19 protein-coding genes and 1 tRNA gene are annotated in these 20,637 nt (G+C 50.6%); 7 read left to right on the top strand and 13 right to left on the bottom strand.

What is annotated here, in order from left to right; all coding sequences use genetic code 11:
• Window positions 1–4: 4 nt before the first annotated feature.
• From QZN53_RS07205 to QZN53_RS07190, 4 genes are read right to left on the bottom strand one after another with little or no spacing between them, the layout of a single operon-like run.
• Entirely contained in the window at window positions 5–1,363 is a 1,359-nt protein-coding gene (locus tag QZN53_RS07205) for a DUF1302 family protein (RefSeq protein WP_163438351.1), read from the bottom strand.
• Entirely contained in the window at window positions 1,360–3,759 is a 2,400-nt protein-coding gene (locus tag QZN53_RS07200; protein WP_163438349.1) for an MMPL family transporter, read from the bottom strand. The genes QZN53_RS07205 and QZN53_RS07200 overlap by 4 nt, the downstream gene beginning before the upstream one ends.
• Before the next feature lie 2 nt (window positions 3,760–3,761).
• Window positions 3,762–4,550, bottom strand: a complete 789-nt coding sequence (locus tag QZN53_RS07195) for an outer membrane lipoprotein-sorting protein (protein ID WP_163438347.1) — start codon at window positions 4,548–4,550, stop codon at window positions 3,762–3,764.
• A gap of 24 nt (window positions 4,551–4,574) precedes the next feature.
• Entirely contained in the window at window positions 4,575–4,982 is a 408-nt protein-coding gene (locus tag QZN53_RS07190) for a DUF2147 domain-containing protein (RefSeq protein WP_088628224.1), read from the bottom strand.
• A 148-nt stretch (window positions 4,983–5,130) separates the two neighbouring features.
• On the opposite strand from QZN53_RS07190, the gene ispE reads away from it, so the two are divergent.
• The 3 genes from ispE (at window position 5,131) to QZN53_RS07175 (ending at window position 6,774) form a co-directional block, all read left to right on the top strand.
• Complete coding sequence (gene ispE / locus QZN53_RS07185; RefSeq protein WP_163438345.1) at window positions 5,131–5,997, top strand: 4-(cytidine 5'-diphospho)-2-C-methyl-D-erythritol kinase; 867 nt, start codon at window positions 5,131–5,133, stop codon at window positions 5,995–5,997.
• Between the two features lie 48 nt (window positions 5,998–6,045).
• A tRNA-Gln gene (locus QZN53_RS07180) sits at window positions 6,046–6,117 on the top strand.
• A 36-nt stretch (window positions 6,118–6,153) separates the two neighbouring features.
• Window positions 6,154–6,774 carry a 50S ribosomal protein L25 gene (locus QZN53_RS07175; protein WP_163438337.1) on the top strand — a complete coding sequence of 207 codons (621 nt, stop codon included), beginning with the start codon at window positions 6,154–6,156 and terminating at the stop codon, window positions 6,772–6,774.
• 90 nt (window positions 6,775–6,864) lie between these two features.
• Here QZN53_RS07175 and QZN53_RS07170 read toward each other — a convergent pair whose 3' ends face one another.
• Genes QZN53_RS07170 through QZN53_RS07155 form a run of 4 tightly spaced genes read right to left on the bottom strand, consistent with a single transcriptional unit; the run spans window position 6,865 to window position 10,624 of the window.
• Complete coding sequence (locus QZN53_RS07170) at window positions 6,865–7,812, bottom strand: asparaginase (RefSeq protein ID WP_163438335.1); 948 nt, start codon at window positions 7,810–7,812, stop codon at window positions 6,865–6,867.
• Window positions 7,813–7,823: 11 nt separating this feature from the next.
• A complete protein-coding gene (locus QZN53_RS07165; protein WP_163438333.1) occupies window positions 7,824–8,810 on the bottom strand; it encodes a hypothetical protein in 987 nt (328 codons plus the stop codon).
• Window positions 8,807–9,343: a DUF4416 family protein gene (locus QZN53_RS07160; protein ID WP_294652213.1), complete on the bottom strand. Its 537-nt coding sequence runs from the start codon at window positions 9,341–9,343 to the stop codon at window positions 8,807–8,809. Before QZN53_RS07160 ends, QZN53_RS07165 begins: the two co-directional genes overlap by 4 nt.
• A gap of 36 nt (window positions 9,344–9,379) precedes the next feature.
• Window positions 9,380–10,624, bottom strand: coding sequence for a hypothetical protein (locus QZN53_RS07155; protein WP_163438329.1), 1,245 nt, complete (start codon window positions 10,622–10,624; stop codon window positions 9,380–9,382).
• A gap of 99 nt (window positions 10,625–10,723) precedes the next feature.
• On the opposite strand from QZN53_RS07155, the gene QZN53_RS07150 reads away from it, so the two are divergent.
• Entirely contained in the window at window positions 10,724–13,087 is a 2,364-nt protein-coding gene (locus QZN53_RS07150) for a DNA internalization-related competence protein ComEC/Rec2 (RefSeq protein WP_163438327.1), read from the top strand.
• Here QZN53_RS07150 and QZN53_RS07145 read toward each other — a convergent pair whose 3' ends face one another.
• Complete coding sequence (locus QZN53_RS07145) at window positions 13,088–13,795, bottom strand: hypothetical protein (RefSeq protein WP_163438325.1); 708 nt, start codon at window positions 13,793–13,795, stop codon at window positions 13,088–13,090.
• A 46-nt stretch (window positions 13,796–13,841) separates the two neighbouring features.
• Here QZN53_RS07145 and hisC point away from each other — a divergent pair, with 46 nt between their 5' ends.
• Window positions 13,842–14,933: a histidinol-phosphate transaminase gene (hisC, locus tag QZN53_RS07140; RefSeq protein ID WP_163438323.1), complete on the top strand. Its 1,092-nt coding sequence runs from the start codon at window positions 13,842–13,844 to the stop codon at window positions 14,931–14,933.
• A gap of 14 nt (window positions 14,934–14,947) precedes the next feature.
• Window positions 14,948–15,763, top strand: a complete 816-nt coding sequence (hisN, locus tag QZN53_RS07135; protein ID WP_163438321.1) for a histidinol-phosphatase — start codon at window positions 14,948–14,950, stop codon at window positions 15,761–15,763.
• Between the two features lie 87 nt (window positions 15,764–15,850).
• Here the strand turns inward: hisN and QZN53_RS07130 are convergent, their stop codons facing one another.
• Both QZN53_RS07130 and QZN53_RS07125 read right to left on the bottom strand, forming a co-directional pair.
• Entirely contained in the window at window positions 15,851–18,403 is a 2,553-nt protein-coding gene (locus QZN53_RS07130) for an AAA family ATPase (RefSeq protein ID WP_163438316.1), read from the bottom strand.
• 388 nt (window positions 18,404–18,791) lie between these two features.
• The gene (locus QZN53_RS07125) at window positions 18,792–19,316 is read right to left on the bottom strand and encodes a hypothetical protein (protein WP_163438308.1); all 525 of its coding nucleotides are present in this window, start codon (window positions 19,314–19,316) and stop codon (window positions 18,792–18,794) included.
• Between the two features lie 74 nt (window positions 19,317–19,390).
• On the opposite strand from QZN53_RS07125, the gene QZN53_RS07120 reads away from it, so the two are divergent.
• Complete coding sequence (locus tag QZN53_RS07120) at window positions 19,391–19,990, top strand: fibrobacter succinogenes major paralogous domain-containing protein (RefSeq protein ID WP_163438306.1); 600 nt, start codon at window positions 19,391–19,393, stop codon at window positions 19,988–19,990.
• Here the strand turns inward: QZN53_RS07120 and QZN53_RS07115 are convergent, their stop codons facing one another.
• Window positions 19,991–20,293 carry a type II toxin-antitoxin system YafQ family toxin gene (locus QZN53_RS07115; protein WP_163438304.1) on the bottom strand — a complete coding sequence of 101 codons (303 nt, stop codon included), beginning with the start codon at window positions 20,291–20,293 and terminating at the stop codon, window positions 19,991–19,993.
• On the bottom strand, window positions 20,290–20,565 hold the full coding sequence (locus QZN53_RS07110) for a type II toxin-antitoxin system RelB/DinJ family antitoxin (RefSeq protein ID WP_072977381.1): 276 nt from the start codon (window positions 20,563–20,565) through the stop codon (window positions 20,290–20,292). The genes QZN53_RS07115 and QZN53_RS07110 overlap by 4 nt, the downstream gene beginning before the upstream one ends.
• Window positions 20,566–20,637: the final 72 nt, after the last annotated feature.

The raw sequence follows: 20,637 nt of genomic DNA, 5'->3' as shown, positions 1-20,637 counted from the left end.
AACGTTAGAATGACATTTTTCCTTTGAAAGTGACGCTGCTATAATCGCGGTATTCGCCGTATAGCCCCTCCTTGCCGTCGGGGCCTTCCAAGTACAGGTCTCCAATCAGGCTAAGCGTAATCGCGTCGGTTAGCTTGTAGTCCAGTTCCAGTTCGCTTGCCGTAGAAAAATCCCATAGATCCAAAGCGCCCGAGGCCATAATGGTGAGCGTTTCGTTCAGGATCGATTTTTCAATACTCAAGGTTGCCTGGTGCTCGAACTCGTTTCGTTCAAGGTCGCTATCGTGATCGATTACGCCGTCTGCAACATATTGTGCTGTAATCGTCCAACCTCCGCTAGGTGTCCAGTCTAGCCCGGCAAGGCCCAAGACTTGATTCTTTCTCTTGCTTGCGGGGCGCGAGTCTTCCGAATACTTAAAGAGTTGACTGTTGACATCTGTTTGGAAGTGCCTCTTTGGGAAATAGGCTCCTTCAAGACGGAATACGAAATCTCCGGCAGGAATCGCTGCATCGGCTCCGATCATGTACATACGCTTGTATTCACCAGTCACATCGATTGTGTAGCTGGTTGCAGGCATATCTTCGCCATCGCCAAAAACAATATTGGGGTTGTATCGGATTAACGGGAGGTCATCCCAACCATAGAATCCGTACAGCGACAAATCTGCGACCGAAGTATATGAGCTTGCGCGAAGTGCGAGTTCGCTCTTCGAAAGCCTTTTTTCAGGAAGTTCAAAGTCGTCGTATTTTTCTGGATAATTGATCCCGACGCCATCCACTTCCTCCGGGAATATGCGTGAATGCAGTGGATTTCCCTTGGCAAGTGGCAGAATGCTTGGCGTAAAGAACGGAATCCAGTAGGCATCCACCTGCGTTTTTTCGGTTAATAGGGATAGGCGCACGGCGTCTACACCTAGCTTGGATTCGCTGTAGTCGGCTGCAACTACATTTGTTTCGTCTCGCGGATTCAATACGTCTGTAATCTGGATGTCGTCTGCCTTGCCCCAAGAGACCACTTGTCGACCGATACGGAGCGCAAGCATTTCGCCCTTCCAGTCGATGTATGCTTCGCGTAGTTTTAAGGCGAAAGTGCCGTCATCGGCCACAAATGCCGATGAGCCGTTTGTCGATTGAGCGCCTAAGGCGTCGTGGACAATCTGGCCGTTTACATAAACCATGGCTTCGTCCAGGTACGATTTGATTGTGCCGTCAAAGATCGTCTGGCCGAGCAGAAAGTCGCCCTTGTTGTGGTGTGCGTTCGGGAGTCCTACCCCGGCCTGCGAGGTTAGGCTACCCAAGAAGACTGTTTCTTGGGCGCAAACGGTAGCGGCAATGGCTAAGCTGAGTGCGGTAAATCGTTTCATGCTTTCTCCTTTTCTTTGCCATACGGTTTTGACACTTGCAGAAGTGCGGGCGTAATCGTATAGTCGGCGAGCAAGGCGCTTGAAAGGCCGACAATGATTAGCAGACCGAGCACCATCAAGAAACGCAAGGGGCTAAACAGGTAAACGCCGAACATCGCACACAGAATCAACGTGGTCAGGAACATCGAAGCCCCGATTTCGCGGAAGGTCGCTTCCATCGCCCTCGATAGGGATCCGCATTCTTCGTATCGGACTTTCAAGTGTGTGGTCAAGTGGATTGTGTCGTCTACGGCAATACCCAATACCAAGGGCATCACGGTGACAGTGCTAAAGTCCAGCGCAAAGTCAAAGTATCCCATGACACCGCCCACCAAAATGACAGGGGCCACGTTCGGAATCATGCCGATAATTCCAAGCTTGAAACTGGAGAATGCAAGCATCAGCATGATGGCGATGATGATGAGCGAAAATCCGAAGGATTTTAGACCTCCAAAAACAATGCGATTGCTCATTTCGGAATAGCGGATCATGTCGCCAAGCAGTGTGCATTGGGCGTTCGGGAACAGTTCGGCGAGTTTAGCCTTTAAAGCGTTCATGTTTTGGAGCGCTTCTTCGGTAGCGAATTGGGTCATGTCCACGCTGACTTCTGTAATTCTGAATTCTTCGTCCATCGTTTCGCTAAAGTCTTCGCGCATTTCGATAGACGAAAGCTCCATCAGCTGCGCAAGTACGTATTCGTCTTCGGGGACAGTGTAAAGCGAATCCTTGCCTTCGTTTAGAGCTCGGTTCATTTCTTTCAAGATGCTTGTCGCCGAGGTCACGCGCGGTTTTCCACCCGACCACTTGGTAAGCGAAAGAGCGCCTACGTAATCTTCGAGTTCCAAAAGTGCTTTCATGTTTTCGGGCTTCTTGAATGCGCCTTCTTCGTCAAAAGAGATCATGATGGAATAGCTGTACTGGTTTCCGAGCTTAGTCTTTAGCATTTTCTTGATTTCTTGCACATAGGGAACCTTGTCGCCCGAAATACTCAGGTAGTCCAGTTGCGCCGTAATCTTGAACATTCCCGGAATAAATGCTGCAATAATCAGGGCTGCAGCCACAATAAAGTGCCATTTTCTTTTATAGACGAGATCGGACCAGGCTGAAAATACCTTGTCCAGTTTTGTCGCTCCGTCTTTGCTAGTAGTGTCGGGCACGCCGTTCTTGCCGAACGACAGTAGAATTGGAATCAGGATTGTTACATAGAGGTAAATCGCGAGCACCACAAGAGCTGCGGCTTTACCCATCCATACAAGGGGTTTCATGTCGACAAACAGGAAACTGATAAACGAAGCCATGGTCGTAAGCACCGTAAACAGGACCGGCCAACCACATTCTTCGATGCATTTGATGGCAGATTCTTTACGGATGCCGGTGCGTCTAAATTGCAACTTGAACATGTTTATATAATGCACCGAATAGCCAACGGCTAATGCCATGCCCAGAACGACTGGCAAAGTGACGAGCGTAGAATCTGCCTTTACTCCGAAAAGGGCCATGCCGCCAAATACCGAGGCGATGGCACTGAGGGTAGTGATTGCCGGAACGAAAACGCCAAAGAAATTGCGCAAGAAAAGTGCCAGGAATAAAAGCATCACGCCGACGCTGCATAGTACCCTGATGCCGTATTCGGGAATTTCGTAACGGTCTTCGCAGGCGCTGTCGAACGGGATTCCTCCGCCATACAGTTTATAGTCTTTGTTCTGGAATTCGTCGCTTTCCATAATTTCCATCAGCTTGTAGCCGATAGCCAGGTTGACTTCTTCTACGTCGCCTTCGAATTTCTCTTCAAGTTCCTTGCCTTCGAACGGGTGGAGCGACAAGGAAATCCAGGTTTCGCGTCCGTCGTCACTGACGAGTGCGTTGATGAGGGCGTTCGTTTTTTCGTTCCCGCGCATCACGAGGGCACGTGCCTTGGCGAGCTCCGCCGAGTCCGAGGGGATCCCGTTCTCATAAGGCTTGACGATTTCAAAACCTTCTTCGTTACCTACGGGAATATTGACATTGATAATCGAGGTGAGCCTGTTTGCAAACGGAATTTCGTCTTGTAACCGCGTCCCGATTTTATCGATGACATTCAGGATGTCTTCGCTAAAGACATCGCCATCGCCTTGCTTTACGAGGAGGACTCCGACGCCGTTCAGGTTCCCGAAGACCTGTTCGTATTTTTTCGTATTGATGGTGATTTCGTCGGAATCGCCAAACCAGCCCTCTTCGCCACGCGAAAGAGCGAAATCGGCAAGACCGGAACTACAGATTACGGTAATAACGAGCAGTATGGCTAGAATGGGCCAACGGTAACGAATCTGGGTGGTTCCGACCTTGCGAAAAAAATGATTGATTCTAGAAACTCTCATTTTTACTTGACCTGTTCACGTTCCAACGCACTGACTGTAAAGTAACTTTCGTTTACTTTTTCGTCGTACTTAAGGTTTTTGATTTCGTAGACGGTTTTGTGGTTTGTTTGGACGTTGGTCATGGTCATCTTGAGAGAGGTCCAGTAGCCGTTCACTTGCTGAATATTGTCGGCAACGAGTGTCTTTTGCAGGTGGTTCTGCTTGTCGTAGTATTCGCCCTTGTGGACCACGTAAGTTTTCTTGTTCACCCAGGACACGCGACGGCTGACTTTTGCTTTGGGATCCTTTGCCTTGGCTTCGAGAATCCAGCAGTCAACACCATTTACCTTCTCTTCGCCGAGAATGGCGAAGTTGTCCTTGGAAAGACTGCGCGTGCCCAGGTCGTCGTAAGTAAAGTCTGTTCCCTGGAAATCGTCGTCCTTGCTGGAACCCGAAACGCGGCGCACCTTTTTCATGGCAGGGAGGTAAATCCAGCTGTCGCTATCGACGGTGGAACCATCGGCCTTGTCGGGGTAGTCGTAGGTGAGGTAGCTGATTCCTGCCACGTCCCTGGGTGTCTTGAAAACAAGGACCGTCTTGTCGGTGGTTCCGTCCTTCATGGTGTAAGATGCGATTTCGCGATTGCGGGTTTTCCCGTTTTTGTCAATCAGGGTAACCGAAATGGTTCCAGACGATGTTTTTCCGGAAGGCAAGTCGTGAACTTTCTTGGCGATTTCGTTTGCTGACTGGGCAAAGGTGGTTGCCGCATACAATAAGCTAGTGCCGAGCACTTTAATAAACAGATTCTTCATATTTTCTCCTTATTCCATCTTTTTTTACTTTTTACTGCGTTTCCAATATTCCGTGGCACCCAAAAGTCCCCAGCGGTCAAGCGAACCGCGCATTTCTAGGCGACCGTCCTTGGTAAGTGATATCTTTCCATGGTAGGTCTTGTTTTCTTCGGGGTCGTAAATGGAGCCGCCCTTTAGCATACCGTCATCTTCTTTCATGTCCTTGATGATGATGGTGCCGATGAGCTTTTGGTCGGCGGGGTCGTCGGAATCCAGAATTTCGGTGAGCTTGCCGTAATACAGCCCGTTGCTGCTTTTATAGATGAGTACGGTGGCGTAAGGCTTGTCGGTATCGGGGTCGATGGCGGTCCACGGTCCCAGAATTTTGTCGACTTGGGCTTCCACTGCCAATGTAGCAAGGCATAAGAAAATGGTGAAAACGATTTTCTTCATAATTTTCTCTTCTTTTGGTTTTACAAGCTTTGGGCTTATTTAATAGTTAGAAACTATCATCCCTTAATATATATTGTTTTTTTTTTACGGTAATGAAAAGTTTGTCCTAGGTATTCCAAATTGGAATATTTTTGCTAAGTTTAATGGCATGAAAGAATACGCTCCTGCTAAGATTAATTTGTTCTTAGATGTCATCCGCAAGCGTGAAGACGGATACCATGACTTGGGCACGCTGTTCCAGACCATTGACGCAGGCGATACCATAAGTGCCGAGCCGCGTCAGGATGGTCGCATTACGCTTTGCTACAACGAACCGCAGAATTATCCGCTGGAATCGGACTTGGTTTACAAGGCCGCCAAGCTTTTGCAACAAGAATCGGGCACGACGCTCGGCGCTGACATTTACCTTAATAAAGTGATGCCTTTGGGCGCTGGCCTTGGCGGTGGTTCTGCAGATGCTGCTGCAACGCTTCGTTTGTTGAACCAGCTGTGGAAGCTCAAATTCAAATTTGAAAAGCTCGAAGAAATTGGGGCGAAACTTGGAGCAGATGTTCCCTTCCTGGTTCGTGGCGGTACCGCCATGGCCGAAGGTATTGGCGAAAAGCTCACTTTTGTAAAGCCGTTGCAGCTGAGTGACGAACAGTACTTGCTGGTGGCCACTCCGCTAGACTCCGTGCCGACCAAGGATGCCTACGCTGGCGTTCCCAAGTCTGGCCCGGACCGTTGGGAAACATACAAGTCCAAGTGCATGCGCACGGGCAAGTCCGCATCGATCGACTTTGCACTCACAAACACCTTCAATGCGTTCGAAGAATCAGTGTTCCCCAAGCACCCACTTGTCGAAGAAATGAAGGCCGAATTTAAGCGTCTCGGGGCGAAGGCCGTCCTGATGTCGGGGTCGGGGGCGTCTGTTTTTGGCGTTTTCGAAACCCGCAAGCAGGCCAAAGAGGCTGCCGAAGAGCTGAAACCCATCTCTAGGTACCAGGTGGTGACCCGCTTTTTTGAGGGTTTTTAGCCCGAACCCTTTGAAAATGGCGCAAATTTGCTATATTTGCGCCACCATTGGGGTATCGTCAAGTGGTAAGACAACGGATTTTGATTCCGTTATTCGTAGGTTCGAATCCTGCTACCCCAATGAATTTTTTAACCATTTACTAATTGGAGTAAAATTATGGAACTCACAAAGCTCGCAGCAACCTCGAGAGTGCTAGGCAAGAGCCGCGACAACGCCCGCCTTCGTAAGGCTGGCCAGATCCCGGCTGTCTATTATGGTAAGGGTCAGGAGTCTGTGAATATCAGCGTTAGCGCAATCGATGTTCGCAAGGTCCTCGCCCCGGGTAAGCGTTACACGCTTCTCGACTTGGAAATTGATGGCAAGGCCGGCAACGCTGCCGTAATTTACAACTACCAGAAGAACCCCCTGACTCAGGAAATTGAACACATCGACTTCCTCAAGATCGACGATACGACCAAGGTCAAGGTTCGCGTTCTCGTCAAGCTCAACGGCCTCCCGGTTGGTGTTAAGACCCAGGGTGGTACCTTTGCTCAGCAGAACCGCTACATCCAGCTCGCTGCCGTGCCGACCAAGATTCCGGCCGTGCTCGAAATGGACATCTCCGAATTCCCGGCTCCGACGACTTTCTACGCCAAGGACCTGAAGCTCGAAGACGGTATCGAACTCGCTTGCAAGCCGCGCACTGTTATCTTCACCATTACTGCCAAGAGCGGTAAGAAGGCTGACGACGCTGCCGCTGCTGAAGCTGCTCCGGCTGCCGCTGCTGAAGCCAAGTAATTTTTCAAAAAAGAAAAATTTCAAAGGACCTGCCCAGAACAAGGGCAGGTTTTTTGTTTACGGTTCTTACTGTTCGCTGGAACGGGTTGGTTAAAGCGCGAATACCCGCTTGATGTCGTCGGTGCGGCTTGTCTGCGTAAGCACGAGCTTGAGGAGCACTGCGGCTTTTTGGGGCGGCAGGCGGCCAGCGCAAATGCGGCCGGGCGCAAGTGACTCGTTCAGAGTCACAAGTCCGTGGTGAGTGCGGCTTGCAATGACGACCGGAATATCGATGCTTTCGAGGACTTTCGCCCACGCAAGACTGAATTCACCCGAGCCTGCACCTGCAATCACAAGCCCGTCGGAAACGCAGGCGGCGTACTCCAGGATTTTCGGGTTTGCGTCTACGGTAAAGTAGACCACGTTTACACGCGGCAGGCTTTCAAGCTTGGAAACGTCAAAGAAGTTTTGTTCCTTGAGGGCGTTCCAGTTGGAGCCTTCGCCGGGGGCGCTGACGCCCATCGCATTAATTGCCGATGCGCTACATTTTTGCACATTGCGTGCATCGAAAAGTTCACCTGCAAAGTAGACCCAGACCAAATTTGCCGGCGGGTCGTCATCGACGGCAAAGCCTGCTGCGGCACGAACGGCACCGAGTAAGTTCGCGGGCCCGTCGGGATCTTTAGCGGTTGCGGGCTTCATGGAGCCTGTCACGATAACGGACTTTTCGCACTTGACTGTCAGGCTGATAAAGTAGGCTGTTTCGTCCATGGTGTCGGTGCCGTGAGTGACGACGATTCCATCCACAGAATCGTCCGCTTGCAAGTCGGCAATGCGGTTTGAAAGCTTGATCCACAGCTTGTCCGTCATGTCATCGGAATTCACGTTGCAAATTTGCTCGGCTGTAATTTCAGCGTATTCCGAAAGTTCCGGCACAGATGCCACTAAGTCTGTCGCAGAAATTTGCCCTGATACGTAGCCCGTATTTTTACCGGGTTCGCCGACGCCAGCAATTGTGCCTCCAGTAGCAAGAATCACGATGTGTTTTTTCTTCGCCATAGAATCCTCCGCTACTTTACTTCATCTAGCAGTTGCTGCGTGGTGACGCCGTAGTATTTTTTGAGCGCTTCATCGTCGCCGAGGGCGCGCATGTCCTGAATGAACTTTTTGAAATGCACAAGGTCCCTGTTGCGAGCCAAAAGCCGTTCCACCATGGCTTGCGAATACCAGTAGAGTTTGATTGCGGCACCGGTATTGTTTTCGTTCACAAACGGAGTTGTCAGGGCTTCGATACTGGGAACGCCTCCTTCTGGCCTAGCCATTCCCGTGCGGGAAGCGTCAATGACTTGGGCAATTCCTTCGTTTACCCAAAGCGGAACATGATAGCGAGTCATGGCGCGAATAAAGGCGTGTGTAAGTTCATGGAAGAACATCGGACGGTAAATTTCACGGTAGGCCATCACGTTCACGGGAATGCGGAGCTTGCCATCGAATACGGCTCCGACCCATTCGGGGCGAGGACCGATGCCTTGGTACTGTGAAGATTCATAAAGCACCAGGTGCATCTTGTTTTCGGGGTGAAAATCAAACAGGTGGCAGAGCGAATCGTAGGCGACTTCTAACACCGAGAGCGCTTCCATCACGTCGCTGCGGGAAGGGCGTCCTTCAAATTCCACGCGGAAGTGCATGGATCTTTCAATCTTGAGCTCGTCCATTTCGCGAATCAGGGATTCGCTTTTCTGTTTAAGATAATCCAGGTCTTCGTGTTTGAATTTTCGCGACTGAATGTAGGCAATGCAGTCTTCGTAGCGTTCCTGCTCGAAAAGGATTCCTGCCAGGTGTAATTGCAAGTTCTGGTCATCAGGCGTTTCTTTGAGAAGCGTGCGCACGTTTCTCTCGGCGCAGTTCCATTCTGCCATTTCAAGGCATTCATTGGTCTCGGCGATTAGCGCTTCGTGCTTGTCAAAAGCCTCCTTGGCTGCCGATTGTTGCATGAACCAGCGAACTCCAACGAGCAAGACGATGATGCCAATGACAATCGAGGCCAGTTTTTTCAAAGTCGTACCGCCGTTTCCTTAGAGGAGTCGTTTTTCCCGCTGCCGGCCTTTTTGTAACGCTCGCGAATAAGTTGCAAGTCGTGCTGGTAGGGGTTGCGCTTAAAATCTTCAAAAGCCCAGGCGGTGGGGTGGAACAGCCCTTTTGCATAAGTCAGGAGCATGTCGAGCCACACGCCATTGCCGGCGTAAAGCTTGAAGGGCCCACGCTTGTAGCTCGGCAACACCACCTTGTCCAAGTCCATGTAGCCAATATCAATGTTCACTCGGCGTGCATCTGGGCTGCTGGCCTGCGCCATCGTAAGTTCCAGCGCGTTACTGCGTTCTTTTTCAGTGGCAATTGTTTCAGGCGGAATCGTACGTTCGAACGAAACTACTCCGCGATACAAGCCTTCTCCCATTTCGGGCGTGTAATAGGGCGTCTTGTCGAAGGCGTAAAGCTTGCCCTTGTGGCGAATCTTGCCCCAGGTGTTTTCGAGGGCGTCAATCACTTCGGGCAGCCATTCGGCACCGGGCTGCAAGACAAATGCGATCAATTGGGCTTGTTCAGAAAATTGTGAAGCTTTCATATATCAATGCGGAAAAATCATCAGGTTCTGGCGGATAATTGCCAACTGCTGCTTACTAAACGTGAGAGTCTTGTTTTCTACCGTGAGCGGGAACATGTAATTGCCGGCATCCGGGCAGTTCTCGACTTTGAACGGGGTGTTGGCGAAAATGCGGATGCGCGGCATCAAGCGATTGATGCGAAAATCGGTTCTTTGAACTTTGGCAAAACTTGCTGCAACAAGTGAATTGCAAGAGGGCGTATCTTCGAGGCCGTCTTCAAGGTTCGAGTAATCGCCAAAATCGTAGTCGTCAAAGATTGTTTCAATATCGGCCCTCGTTGCGGTTGTATGGCGGAGCCCAAAGAAATGTCCGGTTTCGTGGAGTGCCGTTTCAATGATTCCTTGCATGTCAATCGGTTCTTCGCCAGCCGGGGTCTTGATGTGCGTTCCCAGAACGACTGTACTTCCGGTTCCCTTACCGAGGTTGGAACTAAACAGGTTTGAATATCCCAAAATGCCTTCTTGGTCAATAAAGTGCACTAGGGTAATATCCAATGCGTTTTCAATTCCGGGCCAGCCACCCAGTTCAGAGACCATAACGTCATCTGAAGAACGGCCTGCGATCCAGGGCTCGTTTGCCGGGTAGTTTTTCCCGAGAGTCGGGTGCTCGGCGGCTCGGTTGATATAAATCGTGTCAATCGTTACAGAAGTATAGTGCTTGCGGTATTCCGCCAGCAAGCTAGAAGCCAGTTCCTTGGCACTAAAGTCTTCGAGTTCATCTTCGATATCGCCGACCAGAATCAGGTTGATTGAAAAATGGTCGGAGTAGGCGCCTTCGCCCGTGAATCGGATGTTTGAAACGTGACCTTGATAATAAGAATCGTTTTGAATCAAACTTGTTGCCCACAAGGCGCTTTCTCGTTCCTCGCAAACAAAGGAGTATATGTAACGACCGTTTTTAACTTCTGGATCCAAGGTGCGAACCTCTTGGGCGCGCAAATCTTCGCCGTTTTTGCTCAGGTAAATTCTAAAAAGCTGGAGCTTGGGGGCTTCAAAATTGGGATCTACGTCGAACGATAGCTGGTAAGAGGCTTTGGGGTGAACTATGAGCGTAATGCCGTGAGCCAGGTTTGCCGCCGAAGAATCGTTTTGGGCGTAGTCATTGGGGAAAAGTCCAAAAGCAAGTCCACTGTCCGGGTAAAGGATAAATTCTTTCTCTGGATCATCACCACAGCCGGCCAGGAGAAGCACCAAGCCTAAAAAGTACAATACACAAAATTTTTTACAAAAATTTTTCATAAAAAAACGTTCCGGTGCCTCCAAAAAAGCGTGTATAGAAGAGGGACTCTTCTGAAGGGCTTTATAACTATGAATTCTAGAAAAAAATACAAAATTCTGGCTGATTTATACAATCTGCTGACTCCGCTCATGGGAAAACCTGCCTTATTGAGCGCCATTGTAATGACGATTTTTTTTGCGGGGCTCGATGAACCGCTGTATGCTTGTTTTTTGTGGCCGATTATATGTCTTGTGACGCATGTCTTCAAGAAGTCGCTGCAATGGGTTGTTCTGGTTAGTGTTGTGGTGGCCTTTGTTTGCCATGAATTATCGATGCGCAAAAATGAAAATGATTTGCCTGCGATTGGTGCTTTTAAAGAGGCTTGTGGGATTGTTGAAACGACGCAATCCAAAAAGAGTGGCATGGCAATTGTCATTCGCACGACGCAAACGGTTGCGGGGGAGCCGCTTTCGCCTTATCGAGTTCGTTTGACAGAAAAACGTTCGTTGCCCGAGTACCCCATGCCCGGGGATTCGCTTTGTTACGAGGCGTCGTATTATCCGGCTTTGCCGCCTACAGTGCCGGGAGCTTTTGATACCCGCAGTTGGCTCAAGTCACAAGGACTCTTGGCGTATGGCAAGTTTGTCCATTGGACTGCTTATGGCAAAAGTTGGGTGCCGGAGCGCAGTTTTTATCAGTTCCGTAAATGGATTGGGTCTAGGTTTAGCGATTACTTGGATCCGTCCGAAACAGGGCTCTTGCTTGGGCTCTTGGCGGGCGACCGGAGTGGTATTCCCGATGCCTTGCGCAGCGATTTTCAGCGTTCGGGGCTTGTGCATGTTTTGGCGATTTCAGGGTTTCATGTGGTATTGCTTGCCGGAATGCTCATGATTTTTTTGAAGGCGACAGGACTTCCGCATCGAAGTGTGCGCATTTTGGCGATTGTACTTTTGTTCTTGTATATTCCTGTGACCGGCGGGTCGCCCGCCGTAAGGCGGGCGGTGCTCATGTTCGCCGTGCCGCAGGTCGGCGCATTGTTCCAAAGGACAGCGAATACTATGAATAGCCTGGGGGTCGCTCTCCTTTTCATTATGATTCCCGAGCCTTCTGTCATCTGGAATCCGGGCTTTCAGCTTTCGGTGGCGGCGACCATGGGAATCTTGATAGGGGGTTCTTGGAACCCGCTCAAAAAGTTGCCTGAAGAACTCCAGAAGAATAAATGGTGGATGCGCCTGCAATCGCTTGTGGTGGAGCCGACTTACGTGACCCTGTGCGCAACACTTTCGACGGCGCCCTTCCTGATACATCATTTCAAAACCCTTTCGCCGTTTGCGTGGCTTGGCAATATTGTGGTGGTGCCTGCGATTTCGATGGGCATGCAAGCGGGACTGTTTGCGTTGCTTTCTCCGTTTGATTTCTTGCGGGAGCATTTCTGTTATGCGGCGCGTTTCTTTTTGAGGCTTGCTTCGCTTTTAACGCGCTTGTTGTCGGATTCTTCGCAAGCCTCTATCACAGTAGGGCCTTTTGATCCGTCGATTCTACTTTTATGCGGCGTATTGATTGTGTTGATGCCCGTTGTCGGTAAAAACAGAATCGCCCGACGCTTTTCACTGTGCTGCATGATTCTTTTTGCGGTTACGTTTGCCTATAAAGGCTATTATGCCATTATCAAACCGAGTTGGAAATTGACGGCCATCGATATCGGGCAAGGCGACAGTCTTTTGCTTACGACTCCTTCGGGTTCCCATATTCTGGTCGATGCGGGCGATATCAAGCGGCAAGATTCCGGGAAAGACATCATTGTCCCGTACTTGCACCATATCGGGGTATCCAAGCTAGATGCCTTGGTCATTACGCATGCGGACCAGGACCATTTTGGCGGGGCGGCGTCAATCATCAAGATGTTTCCGGTCAAGGAACTTTGGCTAACGGATTGCGCGCGAATTGATGAAAAAGAAAACTGGCAGCAGGTAATTTCCGAAGCTTACCGGCGTGGCATTCTTCTCCGCGACATTTCACGCGGGCTGCTGTACAAAGAAAAGTTCTTTGAAATCAAGGTGATTCACCCCGATACCAAGCGCTGTGTAGACGCCAACACGCAAAGCATCTCGTTTCGGGTAAAGGGGCTCGGGCATTCGGCCGTCTTGACCGGTGATTTGACGGTGCAAGGCGAAAAAGAAATCATGAAAACGGATGCTTATTTGGAAAGCGATGTGCTGAAACTTGGCCATCATGGTTCAAAAACGTCAAGTAGCCGAAAATTCTTGAATCGTGTCAAACCAAAACTCGCCCTCATTTCGAGCGGCCGCAAGAACCGCTTTCGCCATCCGAGCAAACAGGTGATTCAAAGACTGGATTCTCTTAATATTCCGTACCTGAATACGGCTGAACGCGGAACGATCGATGTCGTCTTCCGGCAAGATACCATGTTTGTCGAAACGATGTGGCGCTAACTAAAGGGCCGTCTGCACGTACAGACCGATGCTCTTTTGGTCGTTGTTATCATCCTGCAGAACGCCGATATCGAATTCCAGGCGCACACGTGTGCTGCCAAGGGCGAGTTCCAGCTTCGGGATGATGTCGACCATAAAGTCGTCGCGGAAATGTCCGGCGCTTCCGCTCGAGGTAATTTCGATCATACAAAGGAAGCTTTTGCCAAAGTGCAGTGTCGGAATGGTTCCGAGGGTGAATTTGACGTAGCCGTCTTCTCCGGTAACGCCGTCAAAGAAACCGGCGCGTGCTTCGTAGGAGTTAGAAAAGTTGCTTGCGATATAAACTTCTTTGCCGTAGGTGAGCACCATGGCGCTACCGTTGTTGCGGTTGAGTCCAAAGTAGCCGTCCAATTCTACAAATCGGCCGGCGCCCATACGGTATCGTCCACCGATGTCAATGGAGGCTTCCATGTTGTCCATCTTGTTGTAGGTATACATGTCCACCTTGGCGCCCAATTCCCATTCCTTGTTTAGTGAACCCAAAATGTTCACGGGGAAGAGCACGTTACTTCCGAAGTCCGAACGCAAGCCAAGACCGGCGCCAAACTTGGGCGAGGGTCTAGCATCGGGGCCGAGAGTGTAACGCATGTTCCAAATACGGTCCAAAGCGAAGGCGTTTTGAATGCAAAGGCCTATTAACACAAAAATAATGAAATGGGAAATTTTCATGGGACTCAATTTAGCTAAATTTTAGGCGCAAAAAAAAGAGGATATCATGATTGATCCGCGTCCAGAGCTTTTGAAACTTTCTGATTACGTTCCCGGCAAATCCATGGAAGAAATCCGTGCCAAGTACGGTTTGACCAAGGTTGTGAAGCTGGCCTCGAACGAAAACCCACTGGGGGCTTCCCCCAAGGCTATTGAAGCCTATCGTGAAATTGCGGATATTTTACATTTGTACCCGCGTGGTGATGCTCCTAAGCTGATCAATGCCATCGCTGATTTTTACGGCGTGAACACTGACCAGATTGTTATTGGTAACGGTTCCGACGAAATCATCGACATGGTGGGTAAGGCTTTTATCCGTCAGGGCGACAACTGCATTGGCATTACGCCGACGTTCTCGGTCTATAAGTTTACCACACTTTCCAACGGCGCCGATTTTATCGGTATCGGTGTGGGTGACCAGAAGACTCCGCTTTCGGAACTTTTGAAGGCTATTAACGACAAGACTCGCGTGGTCTTTATCTGCAGCCCGAACAATCCGACTGGCGTTTACTACAATAAGCAGGAACTGATTGACTTCCTGGATAAGGTACCGAGCAACGTGCTCGTATTCCTCGATCAGGCTTATTCTGAATTTGCAACGGCAAGCAATTATCCTGTGCTGATTGATATGTTGGACAAGTACAAGAACTTGTTTATCAACCGCACGTTCAGTAAGATTTACGGCCTTGCAGGGCTGCGCATCGGTTACGCATTCGGTAACGTTGAAGTTATCCGCGCCTTGTGGAAAATCAAGCCGCCGTTCGACGTGAACCAGGCTGCCCAAGTGGCTGCAATTGCCGCCCTTTCCGACAAGGAACACGTCAAGCGTACGCTCGAACTCAATGCCGAAGGCATCAAGTATCTGACTCCGGAGTTTGAATCGCTCGGTTTCAAAGTGTTGCCGACTCAGGGTAACTTCATTTGCGTCCACATCGGTGCGAAGGCGAAGGATCTCGTGCTGTTCCTTGAACAGAACGGCATGATCGTTCGCGGACTTACAAGCTTTGGCCTGCCCGAACACATCCGCGTGACTCTCGGCAAGCGCGAAGAAAACGAACTCCTGGTCAGCCTCGTTAAAAAGTGGAAGGCGGAGAATTAATCGCCGGAGGTGTTATGGCAGCGACTGCTGAAAATCAAGAGCTTTTGAAAATTGCGCTTAAGGCCGCAGACCTTGCCCAAGAAAATATCATGAAGTATTTTCAGGCAAGCGTAGGCGTGGAATGGAAAAAGGATAATACGCCTGTGACCGTCGCCGACAAAAGCTCCGAAGAAATTGCCCGCAAGTTCTGGGAAAAGGAAACTCCGGGCTTCGGCGTGATTGGCGAAGAATTCGGAATCGAAAATCCCGATGCCGAATACCAGTGGGTGATTGACCCGATTGATGGCACCAAGGCCTTCATTCATGGCGTGCCGTTGTTCGGAACCCTGATTGCGTTGTATCGCAAGGGCACGCCGATTGCGAGCCTCATTCGCATTCCAGCCATGAATACGGCGGTGTGGGCGGTCAAAGATGGCGGCGCATTCCTCGACGGTAAGCCGGTGAATTGCTCCAAAGTTGCGACTCTTTCGGAATCTCTAGTGCTTTCGGGCACCGTGAATACCATGGAAACCGCAGGCTATGGCGAAAAGTATGCTGCCGTACGTCGCGCAGCCAAACTGCATCGCGGCTGGGGAGATTGCTATGGTTACTACCTGGTTGCCGCCGGCCGTGCCGAACTGATGATTGACCCTGTGGTGTCGCTGTGGGACATTGCTCCGTATCCGCTCCTGTTCAAGGAGGCGGGCGGCAAGTTCAGCACCATCGACGGCATTACGGATCTTTTCGATGCAAGCGGCAAGCCTGTTGCCCCGATTTACGAAGGCTATACGAGCATGGCTTCGAATGGTCTGATTCACGACGAAGTCGCGAAAATCATGTCTGCCAAATAAAACGCTAATCAAAAGACATTAAAAAATGACCCGCATCGTTTAGGATGCAGGTCATTTTTTGTTAGGAAGGAGGATGATTGGAGAATTTTACTTCACCGTGAACGCAGTTCCATCGTAGTCAATGACTACCGGTTTTGCCGCACTCACTTCGCCAGCGAGGATTGCATGGCTCAGCGGGCGTTCCACGTTTCTTTCCAAGTAACGCTGAATCGGGCGTGCGCCGAATTCTGGCTGGTAGGCTCCATCGGCAATCGCTTCAAGCGCCTTGTCGGTCAGCGTGAGCTGCAAATCCTGACGGGCAGCGCGTTCGGCGAGTCCCTTGAATTTCAGCTTCACGATGTCCTTGATCTGCGGCTTCGTGAGGCTCTGGAATACCAACACTTCGTCCAAGCGGTTCAGGAATTCCGGTCTGAAGAAGCCTCGGAGTTCCGGCTCGATTTCCTTCAAGGTCACGGGCTTTGCATCGCCCGCGCGGTTCTGGAAATGAGCGGCGCCCAGATTCGACGTCATCAGAATCAAGGTGTTCTTGAAGTTCACGGTACGGCCCTTGCCATCGGTCAGACGACCGTCGTCAAGCACCTGCAACAGCGTGTTGAACACATCGGGGTGAGCCTTCTCGATTTCGTCGAGCAGAATCACACAGTACGGATGCGTACGCACGGCTTCGGTCAGCTGGCCGCCTTCTTCGTAACCCACGTATCCCGGAGGCGCGCCAATCAAACGGCTCACGCTGTGCTTTTCCATGTATTCGCTCATGTCAATTCGCACTAGGGCTGCTTCGCTGTCGAACAGTTCGGTGGAAAGCGCACGGGCAAGTTCCGTCTTGCCAACACCCGTCGGGCCCAAGAACAAGAAACTACCAATCGGCGCATTCTCGCGGCTTAAGCCGCTACGGTTACGCAAGATGGCTTCCGAAACCGCTTCCACAGCTTCGTCCTGGCCAATCACGCGGGCGTGCAGGCGTTCGTCCAAGTGCAACAACTTCGCCTTTTCGCCTTCGCAAAGCTTGGTCACCGGAATTCCGGTCCAGCGGCTCACCACGAGTGCAATCGTCTCTTCGGTCACCTCTTCGCTCAAGTCGCCGTCGCTTGCAGACTTCCTGATTTCTTCGGTCTTCGCGGCGATTTCCTTTTCGAGGTTCACGATCTTGTTGTACTTGAGTTCGGCGGCGCGGTTCAAGTCGTAGCGGGCTTCGGCCTGCTCCATCTCGTCCTTTGCCTGCTGCAAGGACTTCTTGAGGCCCTGCAACTCGGCATTCTTCGCGCGCCTTTCTTGCCAACGGTCCTGCATCAGCTTGACTGCAGCATCTGTCGTCGCGAGTTCTTCACGCAACTCTTTCAGGCGCTTTACGCTGGTGTCGTCGGTTTCCTTCGCCAAGGCCTGCTCCTCGTTTTTCATCTGGAGTTCCTTACGCTGCAAGGTATCCAAGGCTTCGGGCACGGTGTCCATCTGCGTCTTCACCAGGCTTGCGGCCTCGTCAATCAGGTCGATGGCCTTGTCCGGCAAGAAACGGTCACTGATGTAGCGGTTCGAAAGCTTCACCGCCGCCACGAGCGCGTTGTCGTGCAGACGCACGCCATGGTGCGCATCAAAGCCGTCCTTAATGCCACGAAGAATTGAAATCGATTCCTCTTCGCTCGGCTCGTCGACCTGCACGGGCTGGAAACGGCGTTCCAAGGCGGAATCCTTCTCGATGTACTTACGGTATTCCTGCGTCGTGGTCGCACCGATGCAGTGCAGCTCGCCACGGGCCAGCTTCGGCTTGAGCATGTTGCCCAAGTCCATGGAGCCTTCGGTCTTGCCCGCACCCACGATGGTGTGGATTTCATCGATGAACAGCAACGTGTTGCCGTCTTCTTCAAGTGCGTCGAGCACAGCTTTCAAACGTTCCTCGAAATCGCCGCGGTACTTTGCGCCCGCCATCAAGGCAGACAAATCGAGCGCAAACAACTTCTTGCCCTTCAGAGCGTCAGGCACATCGCCGCGATAGATTCGCTCGGCGAGCCCTTCGACAATAGCGGTCTTGCCCACGCCAGGTTCACCGACCAGGCACGGGTTGTTTTTCGTCTTTCGGCTCAAGATCAAGATGACGCGGCGGATTTCTTCTTCACGGCCAATCACCGGCGAAAGCTTTCCGTCGGCAGCCATTTCCACGAGTTCACGCCCGTACAATTTCAAGGGAGACTGTTCCTCGGCATTGGCGGCACCCGCAAACGGGTCCGAAAGCCAGGTTTCCACGACTTCCACAGAACCGAGCGCATCTTCGAACACCTTCGCGAGTCCACGGTCGCCCGAGAACTTCATCAAGGCCACGAGCATATCGCCCGGGGTCACCATGCGGTTCACCTGACGCGCCGCCTGCACAGAGGCACGCAAAATACGGTTCAAGTCGTTATCCGGTTCCACGTCGGGGTTTACACCTTCCATACGTGGAATCTTCTGCACGAACGGTTCCAGCTTGCCGCGAAGCTCGTTCGTCTTCGCGCCCTTGGATTTATAAAGTTTCTTCAGGGTGGCATCGGGGCCTTCTACTAGGCCTACCGCCAAATGGGCCGCACCCAGGTAGGAATGGGAGCAACGGTCACGCAGGCTCTGGGCCTTGGCCAATACCTTTTCTGCATCGTTATTAAAATCTGACATGTTTTCCTCTCTTTTTTTACGCCATATATATGCAAAGGCCGTGCCAACGCCCCGAAATGAGAAAATTTGCCCGTTTTGGGCACTTTTTTGCTAAAAAACGGCAGTTTTACAACAATACCATTGGGGGTTGTTTAATAAAAAAATGCTTTTTTTTCAAAAATTTACGCCATTTTGACTCATTTTGAGACTGAAATTCACCGTGTGGCTACATTTGATACATTTTTGTTACTTTGCGTTGTAAAGCACAACAACGCTTTATGTCTTACAACTATACCTTTTGCCCCCGTACGAATCTATCTTATAGATACGAAACCAAACATCCCAAACACCAACTACGGCATCCCTTGGGGGGGATGCCGTTAGTTTTTTTATAGAGATATTTCCCGAATTATTTTGAAAGGCACTGCGCCGATTTGAGCATCAAGTCGACTTCCAGCTTTTTCTGGTCTTCGAAGGCGGTTTTCATCAGGTCACGCACGCTGTAATCTTTCTTGATGGAGTTCAGCACGCATTCGCAGGTCGCTTTGTCCACGTCGCCGGCTTTCAAGCATTCTTTCACGAAGGCGTTGTCCGTTTCGGCGGGGTAACTCTGGGGAATGCACGGCTCGATAAAGTCAAATCCCCATTTTTCAAAATCGATGCTTTCGTTGTTCATCGAACTCAGAATCCGGTTGATAAACTTGCTGTCTTTCACCATGCGGTCAAACGCGCAATTGCAGGTCTTGTCGGCTTGGCTTGCACCGAGCCATTCCATGGACTGTGCGGTACACGACTGCACAAAGTTGTCCTTGAAAATCGGGCTCTGCAGGATCGCCTTGAAAATCATCATGTCTTCCCCGGATTCGGCTTCGGGGGCCGCAAGGCTCAGGGCCATGGCGCATAGGATAGCGGCAGAAATTCGTTTGAAAAACATAGGACTCCTTGGGTTTGGATAGAAAATAGAAAAAAAGCGCGGGGGAGACTCCTTGATTATGCTATTTTTACACCATGAAATTCTGGCTGGTTTTATTTGTTAGTTTGTTTGTGGCTTACGCCTCGGCGGCTCCCAAGTCTAAAAAGAAAAACGAGTTCAAGGACCCGCGTGACAAGCAGACGTACCGCACGGTAAAAATCGCTGGTCTCGAATGGCTGGGCGACAACCTGAATTATAAAACTGAAGGCAGTTTCTGCTACAAGGATGATGACGACCAGTGCATGGTCTACGGCAGGCTCTACACTTGGGATGCGGCCAAAAAAGCATGCCCCGCCGGGTTCCGCTTGCCCACGCACGCCGACTTCGAAAGCCTCTGGATTGCGGCAGGCGCCGACTTTAACGCGGGTTACTTGATCAAGGCCGATTACGGCTGGTCGGGCGACACCAATGGCAACGACACTCTCAAATTCTCGGCGATGCCCGCCGGCAACCGCTTCGACGACGAAACCTACGGCAATACCGCTAAATTCGCCTTCTTCTGGAGCTCCGACGATTCCTCCGAAGGCATTGCCCCCGGCTCTGCCCGCGTGTGGTACCTCACCAGCAAATCCATGGCATTTGGCTACATGTCCAAACCCAAGAATTTCGGGTTCTCTGTTCGCTGCGTGCGGTAATTATTTCCCGAATAAATCGGCGTGAGAGCCGGTGTCTACAAGTTCTAGAATAAGAATGTTTTCTTCGATTTTGTAGATTAACAAAAGATCGGGAAGAATGTGGCATTCCCTGTGACCGGTCCAATTTCCAACTAAAGCATGGTCCTTAAATCGTGCTTCAAGAGTTTCCCCTTTTTGTAGAGAATTGACAACATTGCTAATCTTTGTGACGTTGTCTATGTTTCTTTTGGCAATTTGTTTAAGGTGCTTCTTGAAGCGGCTTGTAATCCGTAAATTATACTTGAATCCGTCTTTAGAACTCATTTTTTTATGTCCAGTTCCTCAAGCAGTTCATCGAACGAAGCATAAGTTTTTGCATTAGGATCGTGGGCGAGTTCTTCGCCTTCCTTGATGGCTTCGAGGAGTTCTTTGGACGGAGGTCTTGTAACGGCAAAAGGCAGGCCGTGGTGCAGAATGGCTTGCTTCAGGAAAACCGTAAACGCTTGGGAAAGCGTCAAGCCCAAGTCGTTGAATAGTTCGGTTGCCTGAGCCTTGAGCTCTTTGTCGATTCGTATGTTTGTTACCACGGTACTCATACCTCTAAATATACAACAATTAGTTGCGTTTGTAAAGTGTCTGTGGTGTAAATGTTATAAAAATGGCGTTTT

This window comes from uncultured Fibrobacter sp., from assembly GCF_900316465.1.
GTDB lineage: Bacteria > Fibrobacterota > Fibrobacteria > Fibrobacterales > Fibrobacteraceae > Fibrobacter.
The sequence above is the reverse complement of the archived record's forward strand: the minus strand, read 5'-3'. Positions and strand labels throughout refer to the sequence as shown.

Coding starts and splice junctions, on each gene's coding strand:
- QZN53_RS07150 (WP_163438327.1), top strand. CDS start 10,724: ATGAATTCTAGAAAAAAATACAAAATTCTGGCTGATTTATACAATCTG.
- QZN53_RS07170 (WP_163438335.1), bottom strand. CDS start 7,812: ATGGCGAAGAAAAAACACATCGTGATTCTTGCTACTGGAGGCACAATT.
- QZN53_RS07125 (WP_163438308.1), bottom strand. CDS start 19,316: ATGTTTTTCAAACGAATTTCTGCCGCTATCCTATGCGCCATGGCCCTG.
- ispE (WP_163438345.1), top strand. CDS start 5,131: ATGAAAGAATACGCTCCTGCTAAGATTAATTTGTTCTTAGATGTCATC.
- QZN53_RS07195 (WP_163438347.1), bottom strand. CDS start 4,550: ATGAAGAATCTGTTTATTAAAGTGCTCGGCACTAGCTTATTGTATGCG.
- QZN53_RS07120 (WP_163438306.1), top strand. CDS start 19,391: ATGAAATTCTGGCTGGTTTTATTTGTTAGTTTGTTTGTGGCTTACGCC.
- QZN53_RS07145 (WP_163438325.1), bottom strand. CDS start 13,795: ATGAAAATTTCCCATTTCATTATTTTTGTGTTAATAGGCCTTTGCATT.
- QZN53_RS07110 (WP_072977381.1), bottom strand. CDS start 20,565: ATGAGTACCGTGGTAACAAACATACGAATCGACAAAGAGCTCAAGGCT.
- hisC (WP_163438323.1), top strand. CDS start 13,842: ATGATTGATCCGCGTCCAGAGCTTTTGAAACTTTCTGATTACGTTCCC.
- QZN53_RS07115 (WP_163438304.1), bottom strand. CDS start 20,293: ATGAGTTCTAAAGACGGATTCAAGTATAATTTACGGATTACAAGCCGC.
- QZN53_RS07130 (WP_163438316.1), bottom strand. CDS start 18,403: ATGTCAGATTTTAATAACGATGCAGAAAAGGTATTGGCCAAGGCCCAG.
- QZN53_RS07175 (WP_163438337.1), top strand. CDS start 6,154: ATGGAACTCACAAAGCTCGCAGCAACCTCGAGAGTGCTAGGCAAGAGC.
- QZN53_RS07190 (WP_088628224.1), bottom strand. CDS start 4,982: ATGAAGAAAATCGTTTTCACCATTTTCTTATGCCTTGCTACATTGGCA.
- QZN53_RS07205 (WP_163438351.1), bottom strand. CDS start 1,363: ATGAAACGATTTACCGCACTCAGCTTAGCCATTGCCGCTACCGTTTGC.
- QZN53_RS07200 (WP_163438349.1), bottom strand. CDS start 3,759: ATGAGAGTTTCTAGAATCAATCATTTTTTTCGCAAGGTCGGAACCACC.
- hisN (WP_163438321.1), top strand. CDS start 14,948: ATGGCAGCGACTGCTGAAAATCAAGAGCTTTTGAAAATTGCGCTTAAG.